Raw genomic sequence first — 20,001 nt, forward strand, 5'->3', positions numbered from 1 at the left:
AATTCAAATGGAGGAATTTAACATGACCAAAACAATTTTCATTACCGGTGCGGGAAGTGGACTTGGCAGAGGGGCAGCCATTGGTCTAGCCAAAAAAGGGCATCGTGTGATTGCGGCAACAGAACTGACTTCTCAAAAAACAGAACTTCTACACGAAGCAAATGACCAGAAACTGGATATAGAAGTGATTAAAGTGGATATTACGAACCCTTTGGATCTGGAACAGATTGAGAAATATGATTTTGACGTATTTGTTGCTAATGCGGCCATTAATGAACGAGGACCGCTCGGTGAAATGCCAATGGACCGATTTCGTAAGCTTTTTGAGGTAAATGTTTTCGCAACCTTGGAAACCGCACAGATCGCTGCACAAAAAATGGTTGAAAAGGGGAGCGGGAAAATTATCTTCATGAGTTCCATTTCTGGAATTGTAGCATCTCCCTATAACGGTGCATATGCAGCTACAAAGCACGCGATTGAAGCCATTGCCCACACCATGAAGTTGGAACTTCAAGGGTTTGGAGTAAAAGTTGCCACGATTAATCCTGGTGCCTTCAAGACAGGCTTTAACGATCGCGCAGCAGAAGAGCTATGGAAATGGTATGATGAAGTGAAAAACTTCACGAGAAAAGAGGATATCAAAAAGGCAGAAGAGGGGTTAAAGAATCAGTTTGACCCGGAAGATTTAATTGCAAAAATGGTAGAAATCATCCCAGCCGACCAGCATAAATTCCGAACCGCCTATCCTCAGCAATCGGAGCAACAGATGAAGCAAGAAGAACAAAAGTGGTGGGAGATGGATATGTAGGACGTTTCATTCGTTTTTTTAACCTGTGGTATAGGGCTGTTGATAAAAAGGGAAAAGAGAGAAGGCTCTAGTTGAAGAAATGATTTTAAACAATTAAAATATGGTTTGAGGAACAAATACACATAGCTTACCGGAGCCAGAATGGTTTTCCTGACGAGTTAATATAACAGTTAAAAGAGAAAACAGGCAGGATGGTGATTGGAAATAAATCTTCCTCTGGCACATCCATTCTTGATGAACTTGGTTAAGAACGCATGGACACAGGTGCATTGATTGTTTATACATAAGCTGATTCTGTTTTGCAAATTGCAGCACGTGGGGAAGTGTTTCCCTTACAGGAACTCTATGAAATGTGTAAAACCGTACGCGAGCTGAAAAGAGATCCAATGTATATGGTGAAGAGTATGTGCTAAAGCCATTTTGCCGAACCGTCATGTCAAAAAGCCGGAATTCGGTTAAAGTTTCTTAGAAGATATAAAATAGTGGAGGAATTGTTATGAATAGTGAATTGTTAAAACAAACTGCTGCCTATATTTCGGAGAAGATATCCGTTCAACCAAAGGTAGGTTTAATCTTAGGGTCAGGTCTAGGGATCTTAGCTGACGAAATTGAACGGCCCGTAAAAATAAAATATAGTGATATCCCTCATTTTCCAGAGTCTACTGTTGAAGGACATGCGGGTCAGTTGGTGATTGGGGATTTACAAGGACTACCTGTACTTGCAATGCAAGGGCGATTTCATTATTACGAAGGATATAGCTTGGATAAGGTAACTTATCCTGTAAGGGTAATGAAAGAATTAGGAATTGACACCTTGATTGTGACGAACGCTGCTGGTGGTGTCAATTCATCCTTCACTCCGGGTGATTTAATGATTATTACGGATCATATCAATAATGTTGGAGCTAATCCGTTAATAGGTCCTAATAATCCTGAATTTGGTGCTCGTTTCCCTGATATGTCCACAGCTTATACTCGCGAATTGCAACAACTCGCCAATCAAGCTGCAGATAAGGTAGGCGTTTCTTTACAAAAAGGTGTCTATGTGTGGAATAGCGGTCCAAGCTATGAAACACCTGCGGAAATACGAATGCTGCAAAAACTGGGTGGAGATGCTGTTGGGATGTCTACTGTGCCCGAGGTTATTGTGGCAAGACATGCCGGAATGAAAATATTAGGTATATCCTGTATATCAAATATGGCTGCTGGAATTCTTGATCAACCTTTATCTCACGAGGAAGTTATGGAAACCACAGAAATGGTTAAAGATCAGTTCTTAAACCTTGTAAAAGAAATTGTCAGTTTAATGAAGAAAGATTTGCATCAGTAGGGGTTATTTCCAGCACGTGTGCTGAAAAAACTGATTTAAAGAGAAAAGGAGCTAGATCAACTACTATCATGTAGATGGTCTAGCTCCTTTTTTCCTTTAGATGGATGAAAATATCTACGAAAGGATCCAAATACCCCCATCCATTAACTGAATGAAGGTTCCTCAGTATGGATTGGCTTTGTTTTTACTAATAAAATAATCACTCCACATATAATGGCACTTATTCCCATCGCAATAAAGGCGATATTATAGTTACCATCGAATGCGGTAATTAAATATCCGGTAATAATAGGTGATAGGAAACCTCCAAAAGTAGAACCGATATTAATAATCGCAATCGATGAGCCAATCACCTCTTGCTGAATCAATTTATGTGGCCAACTAAACAAAGTAACAAATGTTGCATTTGAGGTAAGGGTGAAAATAAACATCATTATAATCGACAACCATAAGCTACCCGCTAGGGCAAAAACGAAAAATGAGATTGCACAAATCATAACGGTAATTATAGCAAACAGTTTATTATTTCCTTTAAATGCTTTGTCCACCAGAAAGCTAGAACTCAGTGCACCCACACTCATTGTAATCGCATTTATACTCAAAATTGTGCTAATTTCTTTTATCCCAAATCCAAATTTATTCTCGTAAAGAGATGGCAGCCAAGAAGTATAGCCATATAGAACGATATTTAAAAATAGCAGTGAGGCAAATAAGATAAACACATTTTTGTCTTTAAACACAACACTAATAGGAATTTTATTCTTCTGTTTAGCATGAGGATCCTTTCCTTGTTTTGGAAAAAAGATCATAATCATCAGGATGGAAACCACATATAAGATCGCGAGTCCGAAATAAGCATAACGCCAGTTTATACTAATTAATGACGAACCTAGTGTGAAAGCAAGGATCCCGCCGATACCGGAAGTGGATAAAATTAATGATTGGATAAACATCTTTTGTTTGGGATGAATGTTATTGGCGACAACCTTTGTTGAACTGGTTGGTACCCCGGCATGACCAAGCCCTGAAAGTAATCGGATCACCATTAGTAATCCTAATGAAGCAACAAATCCAAAGAAAATCGTTGCGATTAGAATTGTACCAATTGAAAGTAATAATACTTTTTTGGGTCCAATTTTATCGGACAGCCATCCACTTGGAAATTGCATGACGGTATACCCGATGAAGAACATACTCATTAATAATCCTGATTGGCTCGCATTTAACCCCAATTCCGCTTCGATCGGAATAATGGCGGTGGCAATCATATTTTTATCCATATAGGTCAGAGCATATCCAAGCATAATAGAAAAGATTAACATGACGTTACTTTTCTTCTTTTTTTGACTCATGTATGACACCTCTAACATTTTCTAGTTGGCTTATCTTTTTAGTCATCCCCTGAAAAAGGGAAAAGAACGCACTTTTTTTATGTAAAATAGGAATGGAACACGGGCTTATAAATGGAGCTACAATGTTTCTAGGTATCTGTATCAGGCTATTAATGTGTTTGTGTTTCGGCAGAATGTTTATTCCTTCTATTTAAACGAACGGATAGGTTCGTGCAAGAAGGATGAGGGAGACGGCGATGGCGATCTGATCGAATACTGAAGACCGTTCATAAAATTAGCTAAGTCCTGATGGATAGGCTGAAAGTTTCCTGAAAGTGCCACAGTAACGGAGTTATTCTGGAAACGAAAGAAATGGAACAGAGGAACCCCCTCGAGTGAACAATCCAAACTTAGTAGGGGCACCATCTTGTGGGAAATGAACCGAAAGGATGGATCTGTCAATTTGATCGATAGTTATATGGCTACACCTGTTTATGCAAGAGTGGCATCGTTATAGCACACAGGAACAGACCTGGCTTACAGCCATATCATGGAGCAAATCATCTTAATCTGTTTTCAAAAACATAGGGTATGGTTTTCATATACATACCGTGCTAGATGGGGAGTTAGCGGTGCGAATGGGTGTCCAGGTTGTGCTTCAAATCCCGGATATAACGTAGAAAAATATCACTGGTTTGGTGTAGAACGGAAAAAAACATACTTCTTATATGCAGGCATATCCTTTTTGATGGCTGCAGCTAGTACAGTCTGGATCTGCGAAGGCAGCTAGAGAGTTTAAAGGAGCATCTTATCTATCTTAAGAGAAATTGGTTATAACGGTTCGGTATTGCTGTAAAACAGATTTCATCACATAGGGAGAACATCATACCACTAAGCAAAGTTTCCCTCGAATATTGCATTGTATTTTTTATAAATAGGTAGATACAGTACAGTCTGAATTGAATTGTATCTACCTATTTTTATTACATTACATTCTTAATTAAACTGCCTCTATTTATGGTACGGTTCACCGTAACTAAATGATCGTTGTTTGTCAAAAATTTGTTAATTATACTTTCCTTGAAGATCCGAGGAGTGACCGGCTATCAATTCACACCGCTTTGCTCTGTACATAGCTCTATCAGCTTCTTTAATCAACTCTTCTAAATCTACATTTAAAACTTCAGTTGTGTAGTACCATCCAATACTAGCAGAAAGATTTATTATTTGATGATTTAAAACCACTGGCTTTTCCAAGGCAAATTGAATTCGCCTCGAAATCTTTTCTAGTATTGGATTATCGATATTGGAAGATAAAATGGCAAATTCATCTCCACCTAAACGGCAAAGTAAATCTGTATCTCTCAGTAGGCCACTTACCCTTGCTACCATTTCCTTCAACAATTGATCTCCTACTTCATGTCCATATGTATCATTTATTTTTTTAAAACCGTTCATGTCAATGAATAATATTGCAATAGAATGTACCTTTGCACGTTTCAGTAAATTAAACTTTTCTTTTAGTAATAACCGATTCGCCGCCCCAGTTAATGGATCATGAAACGCTAATTCCTGTAGCTTGGCGTTTGTCTCTCTTGCCTTGTGAATAAATGCAAATAGATAAAATGTATTAAATACACCAAACAAAACCAAATAAATAAAATCTTCCCTTCCAACATTAGAGAAAATTTCATGGTGAAGGTAAAAAAAGGAATAAAAGGTAAGAATGATTGAGGCAACGCCTGCTACCACAATAACCCTTGAATTTTCGTAGATGGCACTTAGAGGAAGAGCCATCCACATAAATAGATAATTTACTAAATATGGAGAATCGTTAAGTAGGAAATAAAAATAAATATATATGAAGCTGATCATTACATACATTGTTATCTTTGGATTTACTTTCTTGTGAATCAGTTGTATCAGGATTATACCAAATATGATAAATAGAAAAGCTGGAGGGAAAATACTTGCTAGTCCTTCAATGAAACTATTTATCGTTACATGTATTAAATAAAAAGCACTTATTAATATGAATAATATTGAATTTCGACGATGTATTAATTCTTTATCAATCATAGTTGATCTTCCTGTTCCATGAGTAATGAGGATAAAGTTCTTTGGCATGTACTTCATAACATTCCAATCGTTTTACCCAGTTACTTTATTATAGCTTATGACCGTTTCCTTTGCCTTTAAAAATAAATAACGGTTTATATTCGTAACATTTTTACAATTAAAAAATTAAGTCAAGAACTTCATTCTTATGGTACGGTACACCGCTATTAATCTTAAACTAATTTACCTTCTCGAAAATTGGCAACTCTTTCTCAATAATTTGTCCCTTATATGAAAAAAGGGCAGATCCATTCATACTATGAAATGTGCCCGATTGTAAAAACTTATTTCATTAAGAGTGAATACACAGTAAGTTTCATGTTGGAAAATAAACGTTCTTCCATCGTTTTAAAGCCGAAATGTTCATAAAATCCAACATTTAATGGAGTAGTAGTTTCGGTGTAGACTGGTATGTTTTTCATTTGTGCTTCTGAAATGAAGGGAGTAATTAATTTTGTAGATAAGCCTTTTCCTTGATAATCAGGGTCAACTCCAATTGACTCTAATTTATAATGGATGTTAGGAGCATACTTTTTCTCCAATGTCGCGAAAGAAGAAAAGACAGAAGAAACCTTAAAAATTTTAATAGCAAACGGGGAAATGAACAATTTAATCATAGGAAATAAAACTCTAAAGGGAGATTTAGTTTTAGAATTAACATGATGAGGAATCCCCCATACAGCAACTGCTTTAACGGGATAACCAATACCATATACATTTTTTTTATTGATAAAAACACTAAGAAATCCTCGAAAAAACTTTTCTAAATACTTCCTCCTATTTTTCTCGTTATTATATAAATATACCCAAAGTGGATCATAAAAAAAGGCTTTCCTCATTACTTCAACTGCATGGGGTAAATCATCATGTGAAAGAATACGTATTTCTCTTGATTCCATTATTATTTTCCACCCTCATACCTTTTTTAAATAGTATATTACTTGTTCCAAAAAACCTTACCATTTTGTATAAAAATCAGTTAGGAAACAATTCCTCAGAATAATGTAACACGATTCGGTAAAAACCTTCCATCTCTGGAATCCTTCTACTAGTGTTGTTTTACGTGAATGTATGTTATAGTTACTCATGTAGTGATGAACGAAACAAACATGAAATGGTGAGTAGTCGCGGCTCATGTGTACATGAGTTGAGGAAAGTCCAGGCTCGCCCGGTGCTGAGATGCCCGGAGTGTTCGTGCCATCTGCAAAGGTGGGCAGAGAGGAATCTCTGACGGCGGAGAAATTAGCTAAGGTCCTGATGGATAGGTTGAAAGTATCCTGAAAGTGCCATAGTAACGGAGTTCTTCTGGAAACGGAAGAAATGGAACGAGGTAAACCCCTCGAGCGAGCAACCCAAACTTAGGTAGGGGCACCATCCTGTGGGAAATGAACCGAAAGGATGGATCGGTCAAATTGATCGATAGTTATATGACTACACCTGTTGTGCAAGATTGGCATCGTTATAGCACACAGGAACAGAACCTGGCTTACAGCCATTTCATGGGCCAAATCATCTACATTTTTTAACTTCCTTCAGTAGAAGTCTCCCATTTTAAAAGTTATGAGATGAATGCCAGCTTTTATCAATTTAGTGGGGTTCAAACCTTGACTGAATGAAGTTAAGCCTCCGGCGGATGTCACGGATTTTTTATGGGTAATTTCTCGAGCGAGCTCGAGAAAATCCGGACGCAAATTCTCTCGTAGAATTTGATAATAACATAAGGTATGGATTTCATATACATACCGTGCTAGATGGGGAGTTAGCGGTGCCCTGTTACCCGCAATCCGCTATAGCGGGGTTGAGTGCCTATTTGAGGCTTGAACATGTAAGGTCTGCCTTATAGAAGTGAACGTTGACAATTGGGTCCTGCGCAATGGGAACCTATGAAATTGGTCAGGTCCGGAAGGAAGCAGCCATAAGTAGACTTTTCCATGTGCCGTGGGGTAGCCTAGTTCGAGTTCTCTTTTGTACGTAACGCTTGGTTGTTCCTGTCGAGAATAGGCTGCACGGTTTACATAGTATAGGTCGGTACTTCGAATGGTATTAATGAAACCATTCGAAGTCCCGACCTTTTTGCTTTAAACCTACTGGAGATGGGGAGATACAATGATAAACAGAGGATATTCTAACTATTTCTATTAAGTTATTGAAAAATTCAGTTAATTGGTGCAAAATAATAAATAGACATAAAGTAAAGCGGTTTCACATATAAAAACTCAATCGACTGCGTTTGCCTCGGACTTAGCCGCATCTCCAACATTTATACATTGCCACATGAATCAACCGACTTCTAAATGGATTCAAAACAAACAGACCTATACGTAAATTGAAAGACCTTCCAACCTAGTATCACTCTACCTCTTAGACAAAAGAAAATGTCAAAAAGAAAGTGGTGGATAAATGTTAACGGAACTTTATTTTAATGAAAATCTTCATGTTGAAAAAAATGGTTCTCTTTACTTAGGTGACGATCGCTCTATTCTTATATCTGTTTCCGCCTTTAAAACCCTTCGAAAAAATTTAATTCAAAACATTGGAAGTGAAAGAATAAAAGGGTTTTTATTCCGTCATGGCTGGGAGAATGGACAGGAAGATGCTAAAAAGGTATTAAAGAAAAATTTGAAAGATATAAAAGAAGCCATTTATTATGGTCCCATTCTCCATCGGTTGAGAGGAAATGCCGATATCGAGGTTACAGGACTAAAAATGAAGGAAGAGAATGATAAGATATCCATTCATATGGAAGGGATATGGAAAAATTCGTATGAAGCTGAAGAATATATAAGGGGGTTTGGACAAGCTAACTCGTCCGTCTGTTATACACTCATCGGCTACGCCAGCGGCTATTTAACAAAAATATGCAACCAAATGGTGATCGTTAAGGAGCTATCATGCCAAGCAGAAGGAGAGCAAGCGTGTAAATGGGTTGGAAAATCATTGGATTATTGGAATGGTGAAGTGGATGAGGAGCTTAAGTTATATCAAGATTCCCCCATTGTGAAAGAATTAGAAATGACATACGAAAAACTTCTTGAAGAAAAAAGATGTTTAGAAAAAAGTACCATCATTCATAAGAAGCTGACAGATGAATTGTTGCAGGGGAATGATTTAACTTCTATTGCAGAAGTTGTATTTAAAGAAACAGATACACCTGGAATGATTACAGATGAAAAACATCATCCTCTCACCTATATTGGCATGTCTAGTCTTCAAGTAAGTAGACTTCATGAAGAATTTATATCCTATTTAATGAGAACGAAAAGGGAACAGTTCAGAGATATAAATGAAACAACATGCATTCGTATGGAACAGCATATCCGTTTGATCACACCGATCTATTTACAAGGAAAAATAAAAGGGTATTGTTCCTTTATTTATTTGAATGATGAGTTCGAAAATTCAAAAATCCATAAAATGATTTTAGAACGTACCTCTTTAGTCATCTCACATTACCTCCTCAATGAAGTGACGAAGTTTGAGACAGAGCAGCGGATGATGGGCACCTTTTTTGATGAAATTCTAAGGGGAGATTACCCGGATGAAGAAGAAGTGTTAAGACGTGCCAGCTTTATCCATATCGACCTCTCGGGGAGTTTTCGAATGGTGGTTCTACAGTATCGTTTGCAACAGCAGAATCTAAAAGAAGAGTTTATTTTCCATGAAGAACTTTTAAAAGAAATAACGAATTATTTTAAAAGTAAAAAGCAAAACATCTTAGTAGGTCATCGAACCAAGAGTGTGATCATGCTGATTCCTACTAGTTACATGACCCATGATGGGATTGAACCGTATCTTGAAGGTGTATTGAAGTATCTCACAACCCAATTTCCAGAAGTGGTGTTTTATGCCGGAGTGAGTAAGCAATCCAACCAAATTGGCAGGGCAAATGAAAGTTATAATGAAGCGTTTACTGCATTACGAATGGCGACAATGAATCACCCTATCATGAAGTTTGATTCACTTGGAATGGTTGGTCCCTTAATTAATCAGAATAATAAACAAGAAATTCGGCAGGTAGCATCCAATCTACTTGGTGATCTCATTGATCCGTTAAGTCAAAAGAAAATAGAATTATTAAAAACATTATATCTATTCCTTGCCAATGGAGGAAATCTGGAACTAACGGCAAAAGAAAATACCTTATCACTCAGCGGGTTACGGTATCGAATTGCGAAAATAGAAGATTCTATAGGGCATAATCTTAGAGATCCGTTCTATAACTACCAAGTTTATTTAGCGTTACAGTCCTTAATTTTAATCGGTGATTTAGATTTGAATCAAAATTGAACATATGTATAGACTTCTGAAAAAGCCCTTTCGCAAGGGCTTTTTTGCGTTAATAAAAAGGGTGCCAGTTTAATATAGAAGTTTAGTGACGGCTCCCGTTTTTTAATTGTTAATTCTGCTGTAATTCTGAATAAAAACTAGCAGATACCTTCGAAAAAATAATAATTTTTAGAATATTCATGTTATTGTGTGAATTTATAAAAATTTGTAACATAAATATAAGAGTTTCATCTTCTACATTAAATAAATTCAAATGATGTAATCAAAGAGTTATAGATCTCATTTAGCCATATTTCTCATCTTTCAATGTAGAAATGAAAGCGTTTTTTCTAAATTTTAGTAAAAAGGAAAGGAGTCTCGATCATGCCGTTTATCCAAATCAATATTTTAGAAGGACGTTCGCCTGAGAAGAAGGAAAGATTGATTTCAGAAGTGTCCCATTTAGTAGCAGACGTGTTAGAGGCACCGGTTGAAAGTGTTCGTGTCATGATTCAAGAAATGTCACCAGAACATTGGGGAATTGCAGGGGAATCCGTGAAAAAAAGGTCTCAATCAATCAAACAATAACCTTATGAAAAAGCATTTGATTAATTTTAATAAATTCATATGAATTGGAGGAAACAAGATGACTCAAGTTGATAACTTTTTCCCTGGATTAGATGGTGTGATTGCTGCAGAAACAAAGATTTCTTTCCTTGATACGGTACAAGGGCAAATCGTGATGAAGGGATATGACTTAATACAATTGTCGAAACAATATCGTTATCTCGACATCGTTCATCTTTTGCTAGAGGATAAACTCCCGAATCAAGAGGAGAAAAAGACATTAGAAAATAAACTGAAAAGCTACTATAACGTGCAAGAAGAAATCTATGAAGTTTTTAAACTTCTTCCGAAACAAACACATCCGATGGACGCCCTTCGAACAGGAATCTCCTTTATTTCAGGATATGATGACGATCTCGACAACCGTGCGTTAGACACGAATAAAGAACGAGCCTACCGGTTGTTAGGAACGATCCCAAATATTGTGGCCAATAGCTACCGTATTCTCACCAATCAAGTGCTTGTTCAACCAGATCAAGACCTATCCTACAGCGCTAATTTCTACTATATGATTACAGGTCAAAAACCAACATCCCTTCAAGAGAAAATATTTGATCTATCACTTGTATTATACAGTGAACATGAAATGCCAAACTCTACGTTTACATCAAGGGTGATCGCTTCAACGCAGTCTGATCTGTATGGAGCGCTAACAGGTGCTGTTGCCTCGTTAAAAGGGAATTTGCATGGCGGTGCAAATGAAGCGGTGATGCATATGTTGCTAGAGGCAAAAACAGTGGAGGAGTTTGAAAACCTTTTAACAACGAAGCTAGTAAAGAAAGAGAAAATAATGGGCTTTGGACATCGTGTCTATATGAAAAAAATGGATCCACGCGCACTCATGATGAAAGAAGCATTAAAAAAGTTAAGTGAAATAAAAGGGGACGATCTGTTACTGCGAATGTGTGAAGCGGGTGAAAGGTTAATGGAGAGGGAAAAGGGGCTATATCCCAACTTAGATTATTATGCCGCACCGGTTTACTGGATGCTGGGAATTCCGATTCCACTTTATACGCCAATCTTTTTCGGGTCGAGAACAGTCGGGCTATGTGCACATGTGATTGAACAGCATGGCAATAACCGTCTGTTCCGCCCACGAGTTCATTATACGGGTGAACGCCATGCCGTAAGCAAGTAAGACTGATCACCGTAACCTGGATATTCTGACCAATATTCAGGTTACTATTATCATAACAAATTCATAAGGAAAGGGAAGGATATCATGCTTAAAACAAATGAACTGAAGAAAACGGACCAATTACTAGAAGAGATCGCAGAGTATGTCATGAACAAGGAGATTGCTAGTCAAGAAGCCTATGATACCGCACACCATGTGCTAATTGATACGATTGGCTGTGGAATTTTGGCTCTTGATTATCCGGAATGTACAAAACTATTAGGACCAATTGTACCGGGGACGGTTGTTCCAAACGGCACGAGAGTACCTGGCACCTCCTATGTCCTTGATCCGGTAAGGGGAGCGTTTAATATTGGTACGATGATTCGCTGGCTTGATTTTAACGATACATGGCTTGCAGCTGAATGGGGACACCCATCCGATAATCTGGGCGGGATTTTAGCTGTGGCAGATTACATAAGCCGCGTCCGCCTTTCAGAGGGAAAAGAACCATTAACGATGAAGACGGTCTTAGAAAGTATGGTTAAAGCCCATGAAATTCAAGGGGTTCTGGCCTTGGAAAACAGCTTAAATCGTGTTGGTCTTGATCATGTTCTGTTCGTTAAAGTTGCCACAACAGCGGTTGTTGCAAAGTTATTAGGCGGAACAAAAGAAGAAATTATCAACGCCTTATCTCATGCATGGATTGATAATAGCAGTCTGCGTACGTATCGTCATGCACCCAATACCGGGTCGCGAAAATCATGGGCAGCAGGCGATGCTACAAGCCGCGGCGTTCAATTAGCGTTAACGACCCTGAAAGGGGAAATGGGATATGCCACAGCCCTTTCTGCACCAGGCTGGGGCTTCCAAGATGTCTTATTTAATAAACAGGAATTGAAATTGGCACGTCCGCTTGACTCCTATGTGATGGAAAATGTTCTCTTCAAAGTATCGTATCCAGCAGAATTCCATGCCCAAACGGCAGCTGAATGTGCGGTCCAGCTTCACCCGGAAGTGATCAACCGTTTGGATGAAATCGATCGGATTACGATTACCACGCATGAATCGGCTATTCGAATTATTGATAAAGAAGGTCCGTTACACAATCCAGCAGATCGTGATCATTGTATTCAATATATTACTGCAATCGGTCTGTTATTTGGAGATATCGTTGCCGACCATTATGAAGATGAAACCGCGTCCGATCCTCGTGTCGATCAATTAAGAGATAAAATGGTGGTCGTTGAAAACAAACAGTATAGCATCGATTATTTAGATCCAACGAAACGCTCGATTGCTAATGCCGTTCAAGTTCATTTTAAAGATGGTTCACAAACAGAAGTGGTGGAATGTGAGTATCCATTAGGACATCGTTTCCGTCGCGAAGAAGCGATCCCAAAAGTGATTAAAAAGTTTTCAGCTAATCTGGAAACTCATTTCTCACAAAAACAAATCAAGAACATTGAAGAAGTATGCCTCAACAAAGATCGTTTACCGAATATGCCTGTCAATGAATTTATGGATTTATTTACCATCTAAGGGAGGGAACGGAAATGGCATGGATTGTTGATCAACCTTCAACACAAGCAGAATTAGCTGCTAGATTTAGAGAATTGATGATTGCGCCTGACATTTTGCAAATTCCAGGTGCACATGATGCAATGGCCGGCCTTGTTGCCAAGCAAACTGGGTTTTCAACGCTTTATCTATCAGGTGCCGCATATACGGCAAGCACTGGCTTACCGGATTTAGGAATTGTGACGTCAGCGGAAGTAGCACAAAGAGCAAGAGAAATCATTCGTGCGACGAATTTACCCCTGTTAGTGGATATTGATACCGGGTTTGGAGGCGTTTTGAATGTCGCCCGTACGGCTCGAGAAATGTGGGAAGCGAATGTTGCCGCTGTTCAACTCGAGGACCAACAGCTTCCGAAGAAATGCGGTCATTTAAATGGGAAAAAACTCGTCACAACAGAAGAAATGGTGCAAAAAATTAAAACGATTAAAAAAGCCTCTCCATCCTTAGTCATTGTCGCACGCACCGATGCACGGGCAGTCGAAAGTCTAGAATCAGCAATACAACGAGCCAAAGCCTATGTAGAAGCAGGGGCGGATGCGATTTTCCCTGAGGCCCTTCAGTCAGAAGAAGAGTTCCGCTTGTTTTCGAAGTCAATTTCGGTGCCATTACTGGCAAATATGACGGAGTTTGGGAAAACGCCTTATTACTCGGCTACTCAATTTGCAGACATGGGCTATCAAATGGTGATTTACCCAGTCACATCCTTACGAGTTGCCGCCAAAGCCTATGAACGAATTTTTCGGATCATTAAAGAACAAGGATCCCAGAAAGAAGGCTTGGACGATATGCAAACAAGAAGTGAATTGTATGAGACCATATCCTATTACGATTTTGAGGAATTGGATCAAGAAATAGCCAAAACATTGTTATCGAAAGGACAATAAGATGATCCATCAGTAGGGAATTCAAGGCTCATTCCCTGCTGATGGAAAACTTCTATAGAAACAAGGAGGAAAATGAATGGAGAACAAACCTGCGTTTAAGAAAAATTTAAGGGATCAGCCGTGGGATTGGAAAACGAAGAATGAGTATGAAGAAGTGACAGTCAGACAACAGCCATATGTTCATATGCAATATCGGCATGTTTATGATGGAAAAGACTTTGATATTTATGATCCACGTTATACAAGATTAAAATCCTCTGATTGGGAAGCTTTCCGAGATCCAAAGAAGTTTTGGTATACGACTTATGTCAATAATCGAAAGAAACTAGCTGAAGAAATTGAAAACGGATTCAATTATGCGGACCAGCTTGGCATCATTCAAAACCTGTCGCCACAATGGGCTGATGCAATCAGGGATCTCTATACCCCACTGCGTCATTTGGAATATGGCGAAAATGTACAAATGCAATATGTGATCCGTTATGCATTAGGTTCGGCCATTGAGCAATGCGCGACATATCAAGCGTATGACAAAACAGGAAGAGCCCAATGGATCTCGCAATGGGCGATCAATATGCAGGAGCATCACGGTGACTTTCTTGATCACGGGAAACAAGTCTTATTAAACGAACCTGCCTTCCAGCTATTACGAAGCTATGTCGAAGAGATTCTCATAACAGAGGACTGGGCTGAAGTACTTGTCGCTGAAAATTTAACCCTTGATCTTTTACTAGGAAATTTAATGTATCGTGAATTTAATGGGGAAGCAGTCAAACGAGGAGACGCCCATCTATCGATGTTAAATTTTGTGATTACAAAGCAATTAGATTGGCACAGAGATTGGGCATTCTCTTTCTTCAAATTATTGGCGCAAGATCAAGCAGAAAGCCGTTGGGATTATTTAAAAGCTTTAGGATATGAGGAGTGGGAAGGGGACTACCGTTGGGGCAGAACGTTAAGTGACCCAAGAGAAACACCGGAGGTAACTCTTTCAAATGTAGAAATTATTCAGGAATGGGTCGATAAATGGTATCCGAGGGCCTTTGAAGCCGTTCTTGCTTTAGCTCCTTTATTTGACAAGCATGGAATTGACCTGAACCTACCAGAAACATTGAAAAAGATTGAAGAGGAAGCGATTATTCCGATTTATAAAAAGAATAAACTTCCCTTTAAACCCTATGAAATCGCCTATAACTAATAGAAAGGATGAATGAAAATGACAGAAAAACAAGCCTATGTTGGCATGGATTTAGATACGAGCGGAGGAAGTCTCGTCCATGCGATGATCCAAGCGATTCAAGAAGATAATGAAGGGGTCATTGTAGAGGATTACATGGTGTATAAAAAGGTCAAAGTCCCTGGGAAAATGATTTTAAATCGTGAAACCGTTGAAGAACATCTTGGTGCAGATTTTGATATGGATCAAGTCCACATGGTGATGTCATCGTGCTTCGGCTTTATTACGGATTGGGATGAAGAGCATTTGACGATCGAATGGGAAGAATAAGGAGGAATGTGCAGTGGCTAAAATGGGTCTGAAAGAAAAATACCATGCGATGACAAGAGATTTAATGTGGGAACCAAAAGATTTTGATATGAAGAAGGTCTATCCATTAATTGAAAAGGAAGGCATTATTCTAAAAGATCCAAGCCGATGGGAAGACCCTTTTCGGATGGCTTATAACCAATATGTTAAAATTCAATCGGAAAAAGATGGCATTTACCATGCGGTCCGCAATGCGTTTGAAGCCAATGATGGTCATGCGAAGGTCGTGGATTCCCGCTGGTATGAAGGGGTAAAAGTCTTTGCAACGGCGGTACAACCCGCTGAATATGCCGCACACCGATTAATGGCCTATGTTGGTCGCAATATCCCCATTGAAGCGATTCGTTTTGCGACATTCAATCAGGCGATTGATGAGCTGCGTCATGCCCAAATTGAAATCAAGCACTATGCTCATATGAGTAAACAAATTGACGGATTGCATAGTTTTTCAAAAACTTCACAAAACCTCTGGTTTAACACGGTGCCGAAGTCTTTCTTTGATGATGCGATGACAGCAGGTCCATTTGAAGCCTTAATCGCCATCTCTTTTTCATTTGAATATGTGTTTACGAATATTCTCTTTTTACCATTTGCTTCATCTGCTGGAGCGGTAGGGGATGAAAACTTCGCTGCTGTTGGAAAAACGGTTCAGTCGGATGAATCCCGCCATATGGCGCTTGGGATGTCTGCATTAAAAATGCTGTTAGAAGAAGATGAGCGAAACGTGCCACTCATTCAAGGCTGGATTGATAAATGGTATTGGCGCGCCTATCGGATGTTTTCTGTCATTGCGACCCTTGTAGACTATTATCCTCGCATTCGTCCGATTTCATGGAAGCGAGCATTTGAAACCTATGTAGAGGAACAAGTGTTTAATGGCTTGTTTAAGGATTTACGAAAGTACGGAATTCGCCTGCCGAAGTTTGCGGAAGACAGTATCAAAGAAAAAGAACATTATTCTCATTCGGTAATGCGCATATTGGATCAGTATAAACATGCCAACTTTTTCAGAGGATTCCAGCTACAGCCCGATGACTATGAATGGTTATCTAACGAATACCCATTATTTAATCAATATTATGCGCCATACTTCCGTAAAAATGATGACAATATCTTTGCTCATCAAAGTCCTGGTATTCCAGCTATCTGTTCAGTTTGTCAAGTTCCTGCTGAGTTTCCAGATCCAGATAATCCTACGAAACTATGGACTCAATACAGCGAATATAATAATCGAACCTATTTAACTTGTTCACCTGGATGTAAACATATTTTTGAACAAGAACCAATGAAATATATGCAAATCTGGTATCCGGCTGAAGCATACCTGAATGGTGAGTTTGGCGAAGATCCTGTCGCCGGTTTATTCCAATATTCCGGTCTATTACCGGATGAAGCAGGAGAGCATTATTCTTCAAATGAACATGCTCGCTGGTTAGAACATCGAAGAGAGCTCGGTTTAGATAAAAAATATTTCTAACAGAATGTGGGGGTAGAAATGGTGAACTACTTAAAAGATCAAAACCATCTGATCGTCTGGCCTGTCTTAGCACCAGAAAGTGAAAACGAATTATGTACAAGCCATATTGGGATGAGGGCTCGTTATGACATGTTAGCAAGTGAGCTGTTAGACGAATGCTTAGCCTTATATAAAGCAGATCAAAACAAGAACTATCGGTTTATGATAAAGCGAGCAGCAGGGGATATGGAAATTCCTTTGAATGTAACGGTTAAAGAAGCCGGGATGCGTAATGGGGATTATCTAAAAATCGTCGCTGGGTGAAAAACTTATATTAGAAAGGAGCATGATTGCAGGTGACCGAAACAAAAACTCTTGAAACCTATGAAGTAACACTTGAGCCAAGTGGTAAAACCATTGAAGTGAAGGAAGGACAAACATTGTTGGATGCAGTGATTCGCAATGGAATTCAAGTCGCTTACGGGTGCCGTCATGGGAGCTGCTCAGCTTGTAAATGTCAAGTGCTTGAAGGGGACTATGAGATTATGGATCGGGTATCGGAATATTCCTTAATGAGTTTTGAACGAGAAGAAGGGGTTACCTTAATGTGTAGTACATTGGTAGAAAGTGACCTCGTGATAGAGGTAGAGGAAGAAGAAAGCGATCTACCATTCTATGCAGTACACGATTTTGAAGCAGAGGTCGTGGAAAATAAACCGTTTACTCATGATATCCATAGGATTCAGTTGAAATTAAACGAACCTGCACATATTGAGTATGCCTCAGGACAGTTTTTCGAGTTTGATATTCCTAGTTTAGAAGACACCCGTGCTTATTCGTTAGCAAATAAATTTCAAGAAGGTAGTTTACTAGAGTTTCATATAAAACGCGTTCCAGAAGGAAAAGGTTCGAATTATATGTGTGATTTAAAAGTAGGGGATGTTGTGACAGGGTCAGGTCCATATGGCACCATGCAACTCCGCGATCGTAACAAGGATCTCATTTTTATTGCCGGCGGTTCAGGGATGGCTCCAATTAAAGCTTTATTAGAAGAAGTATTTTCGGAACATTTTGAAAATAATGTTTGGTTCTTCTATGGTGCCCGTGCAAAAAAGGATTTATTTTTGGTAGAAGAATGGATGGAATTAATGGAAAACATTCAAACTTCCACTTTATCCCAGCCTTATCCCAGCCAGATTCTGAAGATGAGTGGGACGGAGAAACTGGTTTTATTGCTGATGTCATTTCACGGAAGCTCGAAGATATGTCGAACATGGACGCTTACCTGTGCGGTCCACCGATTATGATCGAAACCGCTTGTGATGCTCTTTATAAAGGTGGAATGAAAGGAACGAACATTTCTTACGATGAATTTTAAAGCGAATTCTATGAATCTATTAATAAGTAGGGGGGAATCAAGATGGCAAGAGTGATGCGTATGGGGCGAATCGAGTTAAAGGTATTAGATTTAGAAAAAGCAGTGGATTATTATACAAATGTGATCGGCTTAGAAGAAACTGGCAGAGTAGGAGACAGTGTTTATTTAAAAGCATGGGATGAATTTGACCACCACAGTGTGATTTTAACAAAATCCGATTCTGCCGGCATGGTTCATATTGCCTTTAAAGTCGAAACATTAGATGACTTAGCGTACTATGAAAGAAAAATTGAAGAATTTGGCTGTACGACAACTCGTATTTCTCACGGAACGAGATTGGCGGAAGGCGAAGCGGTTCATTTCATTTTGCCAACCGGCCAACATTGTGAGTTATATCATGAGATTGAAGTTCTGGGAAGAAAAGTAGGTACACTCAATCCGCACCCATGGCCATTAGGTACAAAAGGGATTGCTCCACATCGTCTTGATCACTGTTTATTAACAGGAGACGACTTAAAGACGGTAACAAGATTCTTTACGGAAGTACTGAATTTCAGACAAAGTGAAAAAATTACTACACTCGATGGAGAAGAATTATTAGGGAGCTTTTTATTTACAACGAATAGTTCCCATGATATCGCCTTTGTGAAAGGTCCTGATACGAAACTTCACCATGCCGGTTTCCATGTAGACTCGATCCATGACGTATTTAAAGCAGCAGATTTATTATCGATGTATGACGTTCCGTTTGATGTTACTCCAACACGCCATGGCATCACAAGAGGGGAAACGATTTATTTCTTTGATCCATCCGGTAATCGGAATGAAGCATATGCCGGTGGATATATGGCTTATCCAGATATGCCGACGATTACGTGGACAGAAGATAAAATAGGTCAAGGTATTTTCTATCACCGCCGCGAGTTAACGGAATCCTTTATGAAAGCATTAACTTGATCAAAAAATAAGGAGGGGATCATGATGTATCAAGTAAAATTGATGGCAAGAGGACAGGTGTTTGAGTATGCTTGTGCCTCTAATGTGACGCCATTACGTGCAGCACGTGATCAATTTATTCCGATTCCAACTGGGTGTCAACAAGGAGGATGTGGCATGTGCAAAGTCAAGGTACTCGATGGAGAATATGAACAAGAATTAATCCGTTCGCATGATGCCTTATCAGACAATGAATTACAGGACCGATATGCACTAGCATGCTGCATGACACCCAATAGCGACCTTGACATGATCACAATAGAAGATTATGAAAAACAAAGAGACTATTCAAAACCACTGAAAAAGTCTGTTTAGGGAAAGGGAAGTCGAACAGCTATAGAATTAGCTCCATTGAGGTAGAAGGATAAAAAATCTGGTACACGTTAACAGAGAGTAGTTCTGATAATATGGAGAAAATGTAAAAAAATATTTAAAATCATAGCAAAAAAGCAATGGAAATAGGAAACAAAAGCGCATGGACAGTGAAGGTACCGCCCCCGAAAGTTAGAGTGAAAAATCTAACTTTCGGGAGCGGTACCGAATTCATGCGTTTTATTTTTGGA

17 protein-coding genes, 2 other RNA genes and 2 pseudogenes are annotated in these 20,001 nt (G+C 39.0%); 18 read left to right on the plus strand and 3 right to left on the minus strand.

The window, feature by feature from the left end:
• The first annotated feature begins 22 nt into the window (after positions 1-22).
• The 3 genes and pseudogenes from Q5760_RS11010 to Q5760_RS11020 all read left to right on the plus strand — a co-directional run bounded on the left by Q5760_RS11010 (position 23) and on the right by Q5760_RS11020 (position 2,138).
• On the plus strand, positions 23-808 hold the full coding sequence (locus tag Q5760_RS11010; protein ID WP_428912218.1) for an SDR family oxidoreductase: 786 nt from the start codon (positions 23-25) through the stop codon (positions 806-808).
• A gap of 143 nt (positions 809-951) precedes the next feature.
• Positions 952-1,206: pseudogene (locus Q5760_RS11015) on the plus strand (phosphopentomutase); the annotation flags it as partial.
• Between the two features lie 98 nt (positions 1,207-1,304).
• Positions 1,305-2,138, plus strand: a complete 834-nt coding sequence (locus Q5760_RS11020) for a purine-nucleoside phosphorylase (RefSeq protein WP_428912219.1) — start codon at positions 1,305-1,307, stop codon at positions 2,136-2,138.
• 143 nt (positions 2,139-2,281) lie between these two features.
• On the opposite strand, the gene Q5760_RS11025 is transcribed toward Q5760_RS11020, so the two are convergent.
• Entirely contained in the window at positions 2,282-3,490 is a 1,209-nt protein-coding gene (locus tag Q5760_RS11025; RefSeq protein WP_428912220.1) for an MFS transporter, read from the minus strand.
• 529 nt (positions 3,491-4,019) lie between these two features.
• On the opposite strand from Q5760_RS11025, the gene Q5760_RS11030 reads away from it, so the two are divergent.
• Positions 4,020-4,259: a hypothetical protein gene (locus Q5760_RS11030; protein ID WP_428912221.1), complete on the plus strand. Its 240-nt coding sequence runs from the start codon at positions 4,020-4,022 to the stop codon at positions 4,257-4,259.
• A 275-nt stretch (positions 4,260-4,534) separates the two neighbouring features.
• Here Q5760_RS11030 and Q5760_RS11035 read toward each other — a convergent pair whose 3' ends face one another.
• Complete coding sequence (locus Q5760_RS11035; protein WP_428912222.1) at positions 4,535-5,548, minus strand: diguanylate cyclase domain-containing protein; 1,014 nt, start codon at positions 5,546-5,548, stop codon at positions 4,535-4,537.
• A gap of 323 nt (positions 5,549-5,871) precedes the next feature.
• A complete protein-coding gene (locus Q5760_RS11040) occupies positions 5,872-6,486 on the minus strand; it encodes a GNAT family N-acetyltransferase (protein ID WP_428912223.1) in 615 nt (204 codons plus the stop codon).
• Between the two features lie 214 nt (positions 6,487-6,700).
• Here Q5760_RS11040 and rnpB point away from each other — a divergent pair.
• The 14 genes and pseudogenes from rnpB (at position 6,701) to Q5760_RS11110 (ending at position 19,753) form a co-directional block, all read left to right on the plus strand.
• Positions 6,701-7,081, plus strand: an RNA gene (gene rnpB / locus Q5760_RS11045) — RNase P RNA component class B.
• Between the two features lie 248 nt (positions 7,082-7,329).
• Positions 7,330-7,597: signal recognition particle sRNA large type (ffs, locus tag Q5760_RS11050), an RNA gene on the plus strand.
• A 390-nt stretch (positions 7,598-7,987) separates the two neighbouring features.
• Positions 7,988-9,874: a XylR N-terminal domain-containing protein gene (locus tag Q5760_RS11055; protein WP_428912224.1), complete on the plus strand. Its 1,887-nt coding sequence runs from the start codon at positions 7,988-7,990 to the stop codon at positions 9,872-9,874.
• A 363-nt stretch (positions 9,875-10,237) separates the two neighbouring features.
• Positions 10,238-10,441, plus strand: a complete 204-nt coding sequence (locus tag Q5760_RS11060) for a 2-hydroxymuconate tautomerase (RefSeq protein WP_428912225.1) — start codon at positions 10,238-10,240, stop codon at positions 10,439-10,441.
• Positions 10,442-10,499: 58 nt separating this feature from the next.
• On the plus strand, positions 10,500-11,618 hold the full coding sequence (gene mmgD / locus Q5760_RS11065; RefSeq protein ID WP_428912226.1) for a citrate synthase: 1,119 nt from the start codon (positions 10,500-10,502) through the stop codon (positions 11,616-11,618).
• A gap of 84 nt (positions 11,619-11,702) precedes the next feature.
• Positions 11,703-13,139: a 2-methylcitrate dehydratase gene (gene prpD / locus Q5760_RS11070; RefSeq protein WP_428912227.1), complete on the plus strand. Its 1,437-nt coding sequence runs from the start codon at positions 11,703-11,705 to the stop codon at positions 13,137-13,139.
• A 14-nt stretch (positions 13,140-13,153) separates the two neighbouring features.
• Positions 13,154-14,062: a methylisocitrate lyase gene (prpB, locus tag Q5760_RS11075; protein WP_428912228.1), complete on the plus strand. Its 909-nt coding sequence runs from the start codon at positions 13,154-13,156 to the stop codon at positions 14,060-14,062.
• Between the two features lie 76 nt (positions 14,063-14,138).
• Positions 14,139-15,260, plus strand: coding sequence for a toluene hydroxylase (locus tag Q5760_RS11080; protein WP_428912229.1), 1,122 nt, complete (start codon positions 14,139-14,141; stop codon positions 15,258-15,260).
• Between the two features lie 18 nt (positions 15,261-15,278).
• Positions 15,279-15,569, plus strand: a complete 291-nt coding sequence (locus Q5760_RS11085) for an MmoB/DmpM family protein (RefSeq protein ID WP_428912230.1) — start codon at positions 15,279-15,281, stop codon at positions 15,567-15,569.
• A gap of 22 nt (positions 15,570-15,591) precedes the next feature.
• Positions 15,592-17,085, plus strand: a complete 1,494-nt coding sequence (locus Q5760_RS11090; RefSeq protein ID WP_428912548.1) for a YHS domain-containing protein — start codon at positions 15,592-15,594, stop codon at positions 17,083-17,085.
• Between the two features lie 21 nt (positions 17,086-17,106).
• Positions 17,107-17,388 (plus strand): hypothetical protein, encoded by a 282-nt coding sequence (locus tag Q5760_RS11095; RefSeq protein ID WP_428912231.1) that lies wholly within the window; start codon positions 17,107-17,109, stop codon positions 17,386-17,388.
• A gap of 98 nt (positions 17,389-17,486) precedes the next feature.
• Positions 17,487-18,442: pseudogene (locus Q5760_RS11100) on the plus strand (NADH:ubiquinone reductase (Na(+)-transporting) subunit F).
• 42 nt (positions 18,443-18,484) lie between these two features.
• The gene (locus tag Q5760_RS11105) at positions 18,485-19,399 is read left to right on the plus strand and encodes a catechol 2,3-dioxygenase (RefSeq protein ID WP_428912232.1); all 915 of its coding nucleotides are present in this window, start codon (positions 18,485-18,487) and stop codon (positions 19,397-19,399) included.
• A gap of 24 nt (positions 19,400-19,423) precedes the next feature.
• On the plus strand, positions 19,424-19,753 hold the full coding sequence (locus tag Q5760_RS11110; protein WP_428912233.1) for a 2Fe-2S iron-sulfur cluster-binding protein: 330 nt from the start codon (positions 19,424-19,426) through the stop codon (positions 19,751-19,753).
• The last annotated feature ends 248 nt before the right edge of the window (positions 19,754-20,001 follow it).

It is taken from the genome of Niallia sp. Kr1 (genome assembly GCF_050389805.1).
Taxonomy (GTDB): Bacteria; Bacillota; Bacilli; order Bacillales; family Cytobacillaceae; genus Bacillus_BD.

Excerpts from the sequence above, each read along its gene's own strand:
- Q5760_RS11110 (WP_428912233.1), top strand. The coding sequence starts at position 19,424 with ATGTATCAAGTAAAATTGATGGCAAGAGGACAGGTGTTTGAGTATGCT.
- Q5760_RS11080 (WP_428912229.1), top strand. The coding sequence starts at position 14,139 with ATGGAGAACAAACCTGCGTTTAAGAAAAATTTAAGGGATCAGCCGTGG.
- mmgD (WP_428912226.1), top strand. The coding sequence starts at position 10,500 with ATGACTCAAGTTGATAACTTTTTCCCTGGATTAGATGGTGTGATTGCT.
- prpD (WP_428912227.1), top strand. The coding sequence starts at position 11,703 with ATGCTTAAAACAAATGAACTGAAGAAAACGGACCAATTACTAGAAGAG.
- Q5760_RS11020 (WP_428912219.1), top strand. The coding sequence starts at position 1,305 with ATGAATAGTGAATTGTTAAAACAAACTGCTGCCTATATTTCGGAGAAG.
- Q5760_RS11055 (WP_428912224.1), top strand. The coding sequence starts at position 7,988 with ATGTTAACGGAACTTTATTTTAATGAAAATCTTCATGTTGAAAAAAAT.
- prpB (WP_428912228.1), top strand. The coding sequence starts at position 13,154 with ATGGCATGGATTGTTGATCAACCTTCAACACAAGCAGAATTAGCTGCT.
- Q5760_RS11105 (WP_428912232.1), top strand. The coding sequence starts at position 18,485 with ATGGCAAGAGTGATGCGTATGGGGCGAATCGAGTTAAAGGTATTAGAT.
- Q5760_RS11010 (WP_428912218.1), top strand. The coding sequence starts at position 23 with ATGACCAAAACAATTTTCATTACCGGTGCGGGAAGTGGACTTGGCAGA.
- Q5760_RS11060 (WP_428912225.1), top strand. The coding sequence starts at position 10,238 with ATGCCGTTTATCCAAATCAATATTTTAGAAGGACGTTCGCCTGAGAAG.
- Q5760_RS11090 (WP_428912548.1), top strand. The coding sequence starts at position 15,592 with ATGGGTCTGAAAGAAAAATACCATGCGATGACAAGAGATTTAATGTGG.
- Q5760_RS11035 (WP_428912222.1), bottom strand. The coding sequence starts at position 5,548 with ATGATTGATAAAGAATTAATACATCGTCGAAATTCAATATTATTCATA.
- Q5760_RS11030 (WP_428912221.1), top strand. The coding sequence starts at position 4,020 with ATGGAGCAAATCATCTTAATCTGTTTTCAAAAACATAGGGTATGGTTT.
- Q5760_RS11025 (WP_428912220.1), bottom strand. The coding sequence starts at position 3,490 with ATGAGTCAAAAAAAGAAGAAAAGTAACGTCATGTTAATCTTTTCTATT.
- Q5760_RS11085 (WP_428912230.1), top strand. The coding sequence starts at position 15,279 with ATGACAGAAAAACAAGCCTATGTTGGCATGGATTTAGATACGAGCGGA.
- Q5760_RS11040 (WP_428912223.1), bottom strand. The coding sequence starts at position 6,486 with ATGGAATCAAGAGAAATACGTATTCTTTCACATGATGATTTACCCCAT.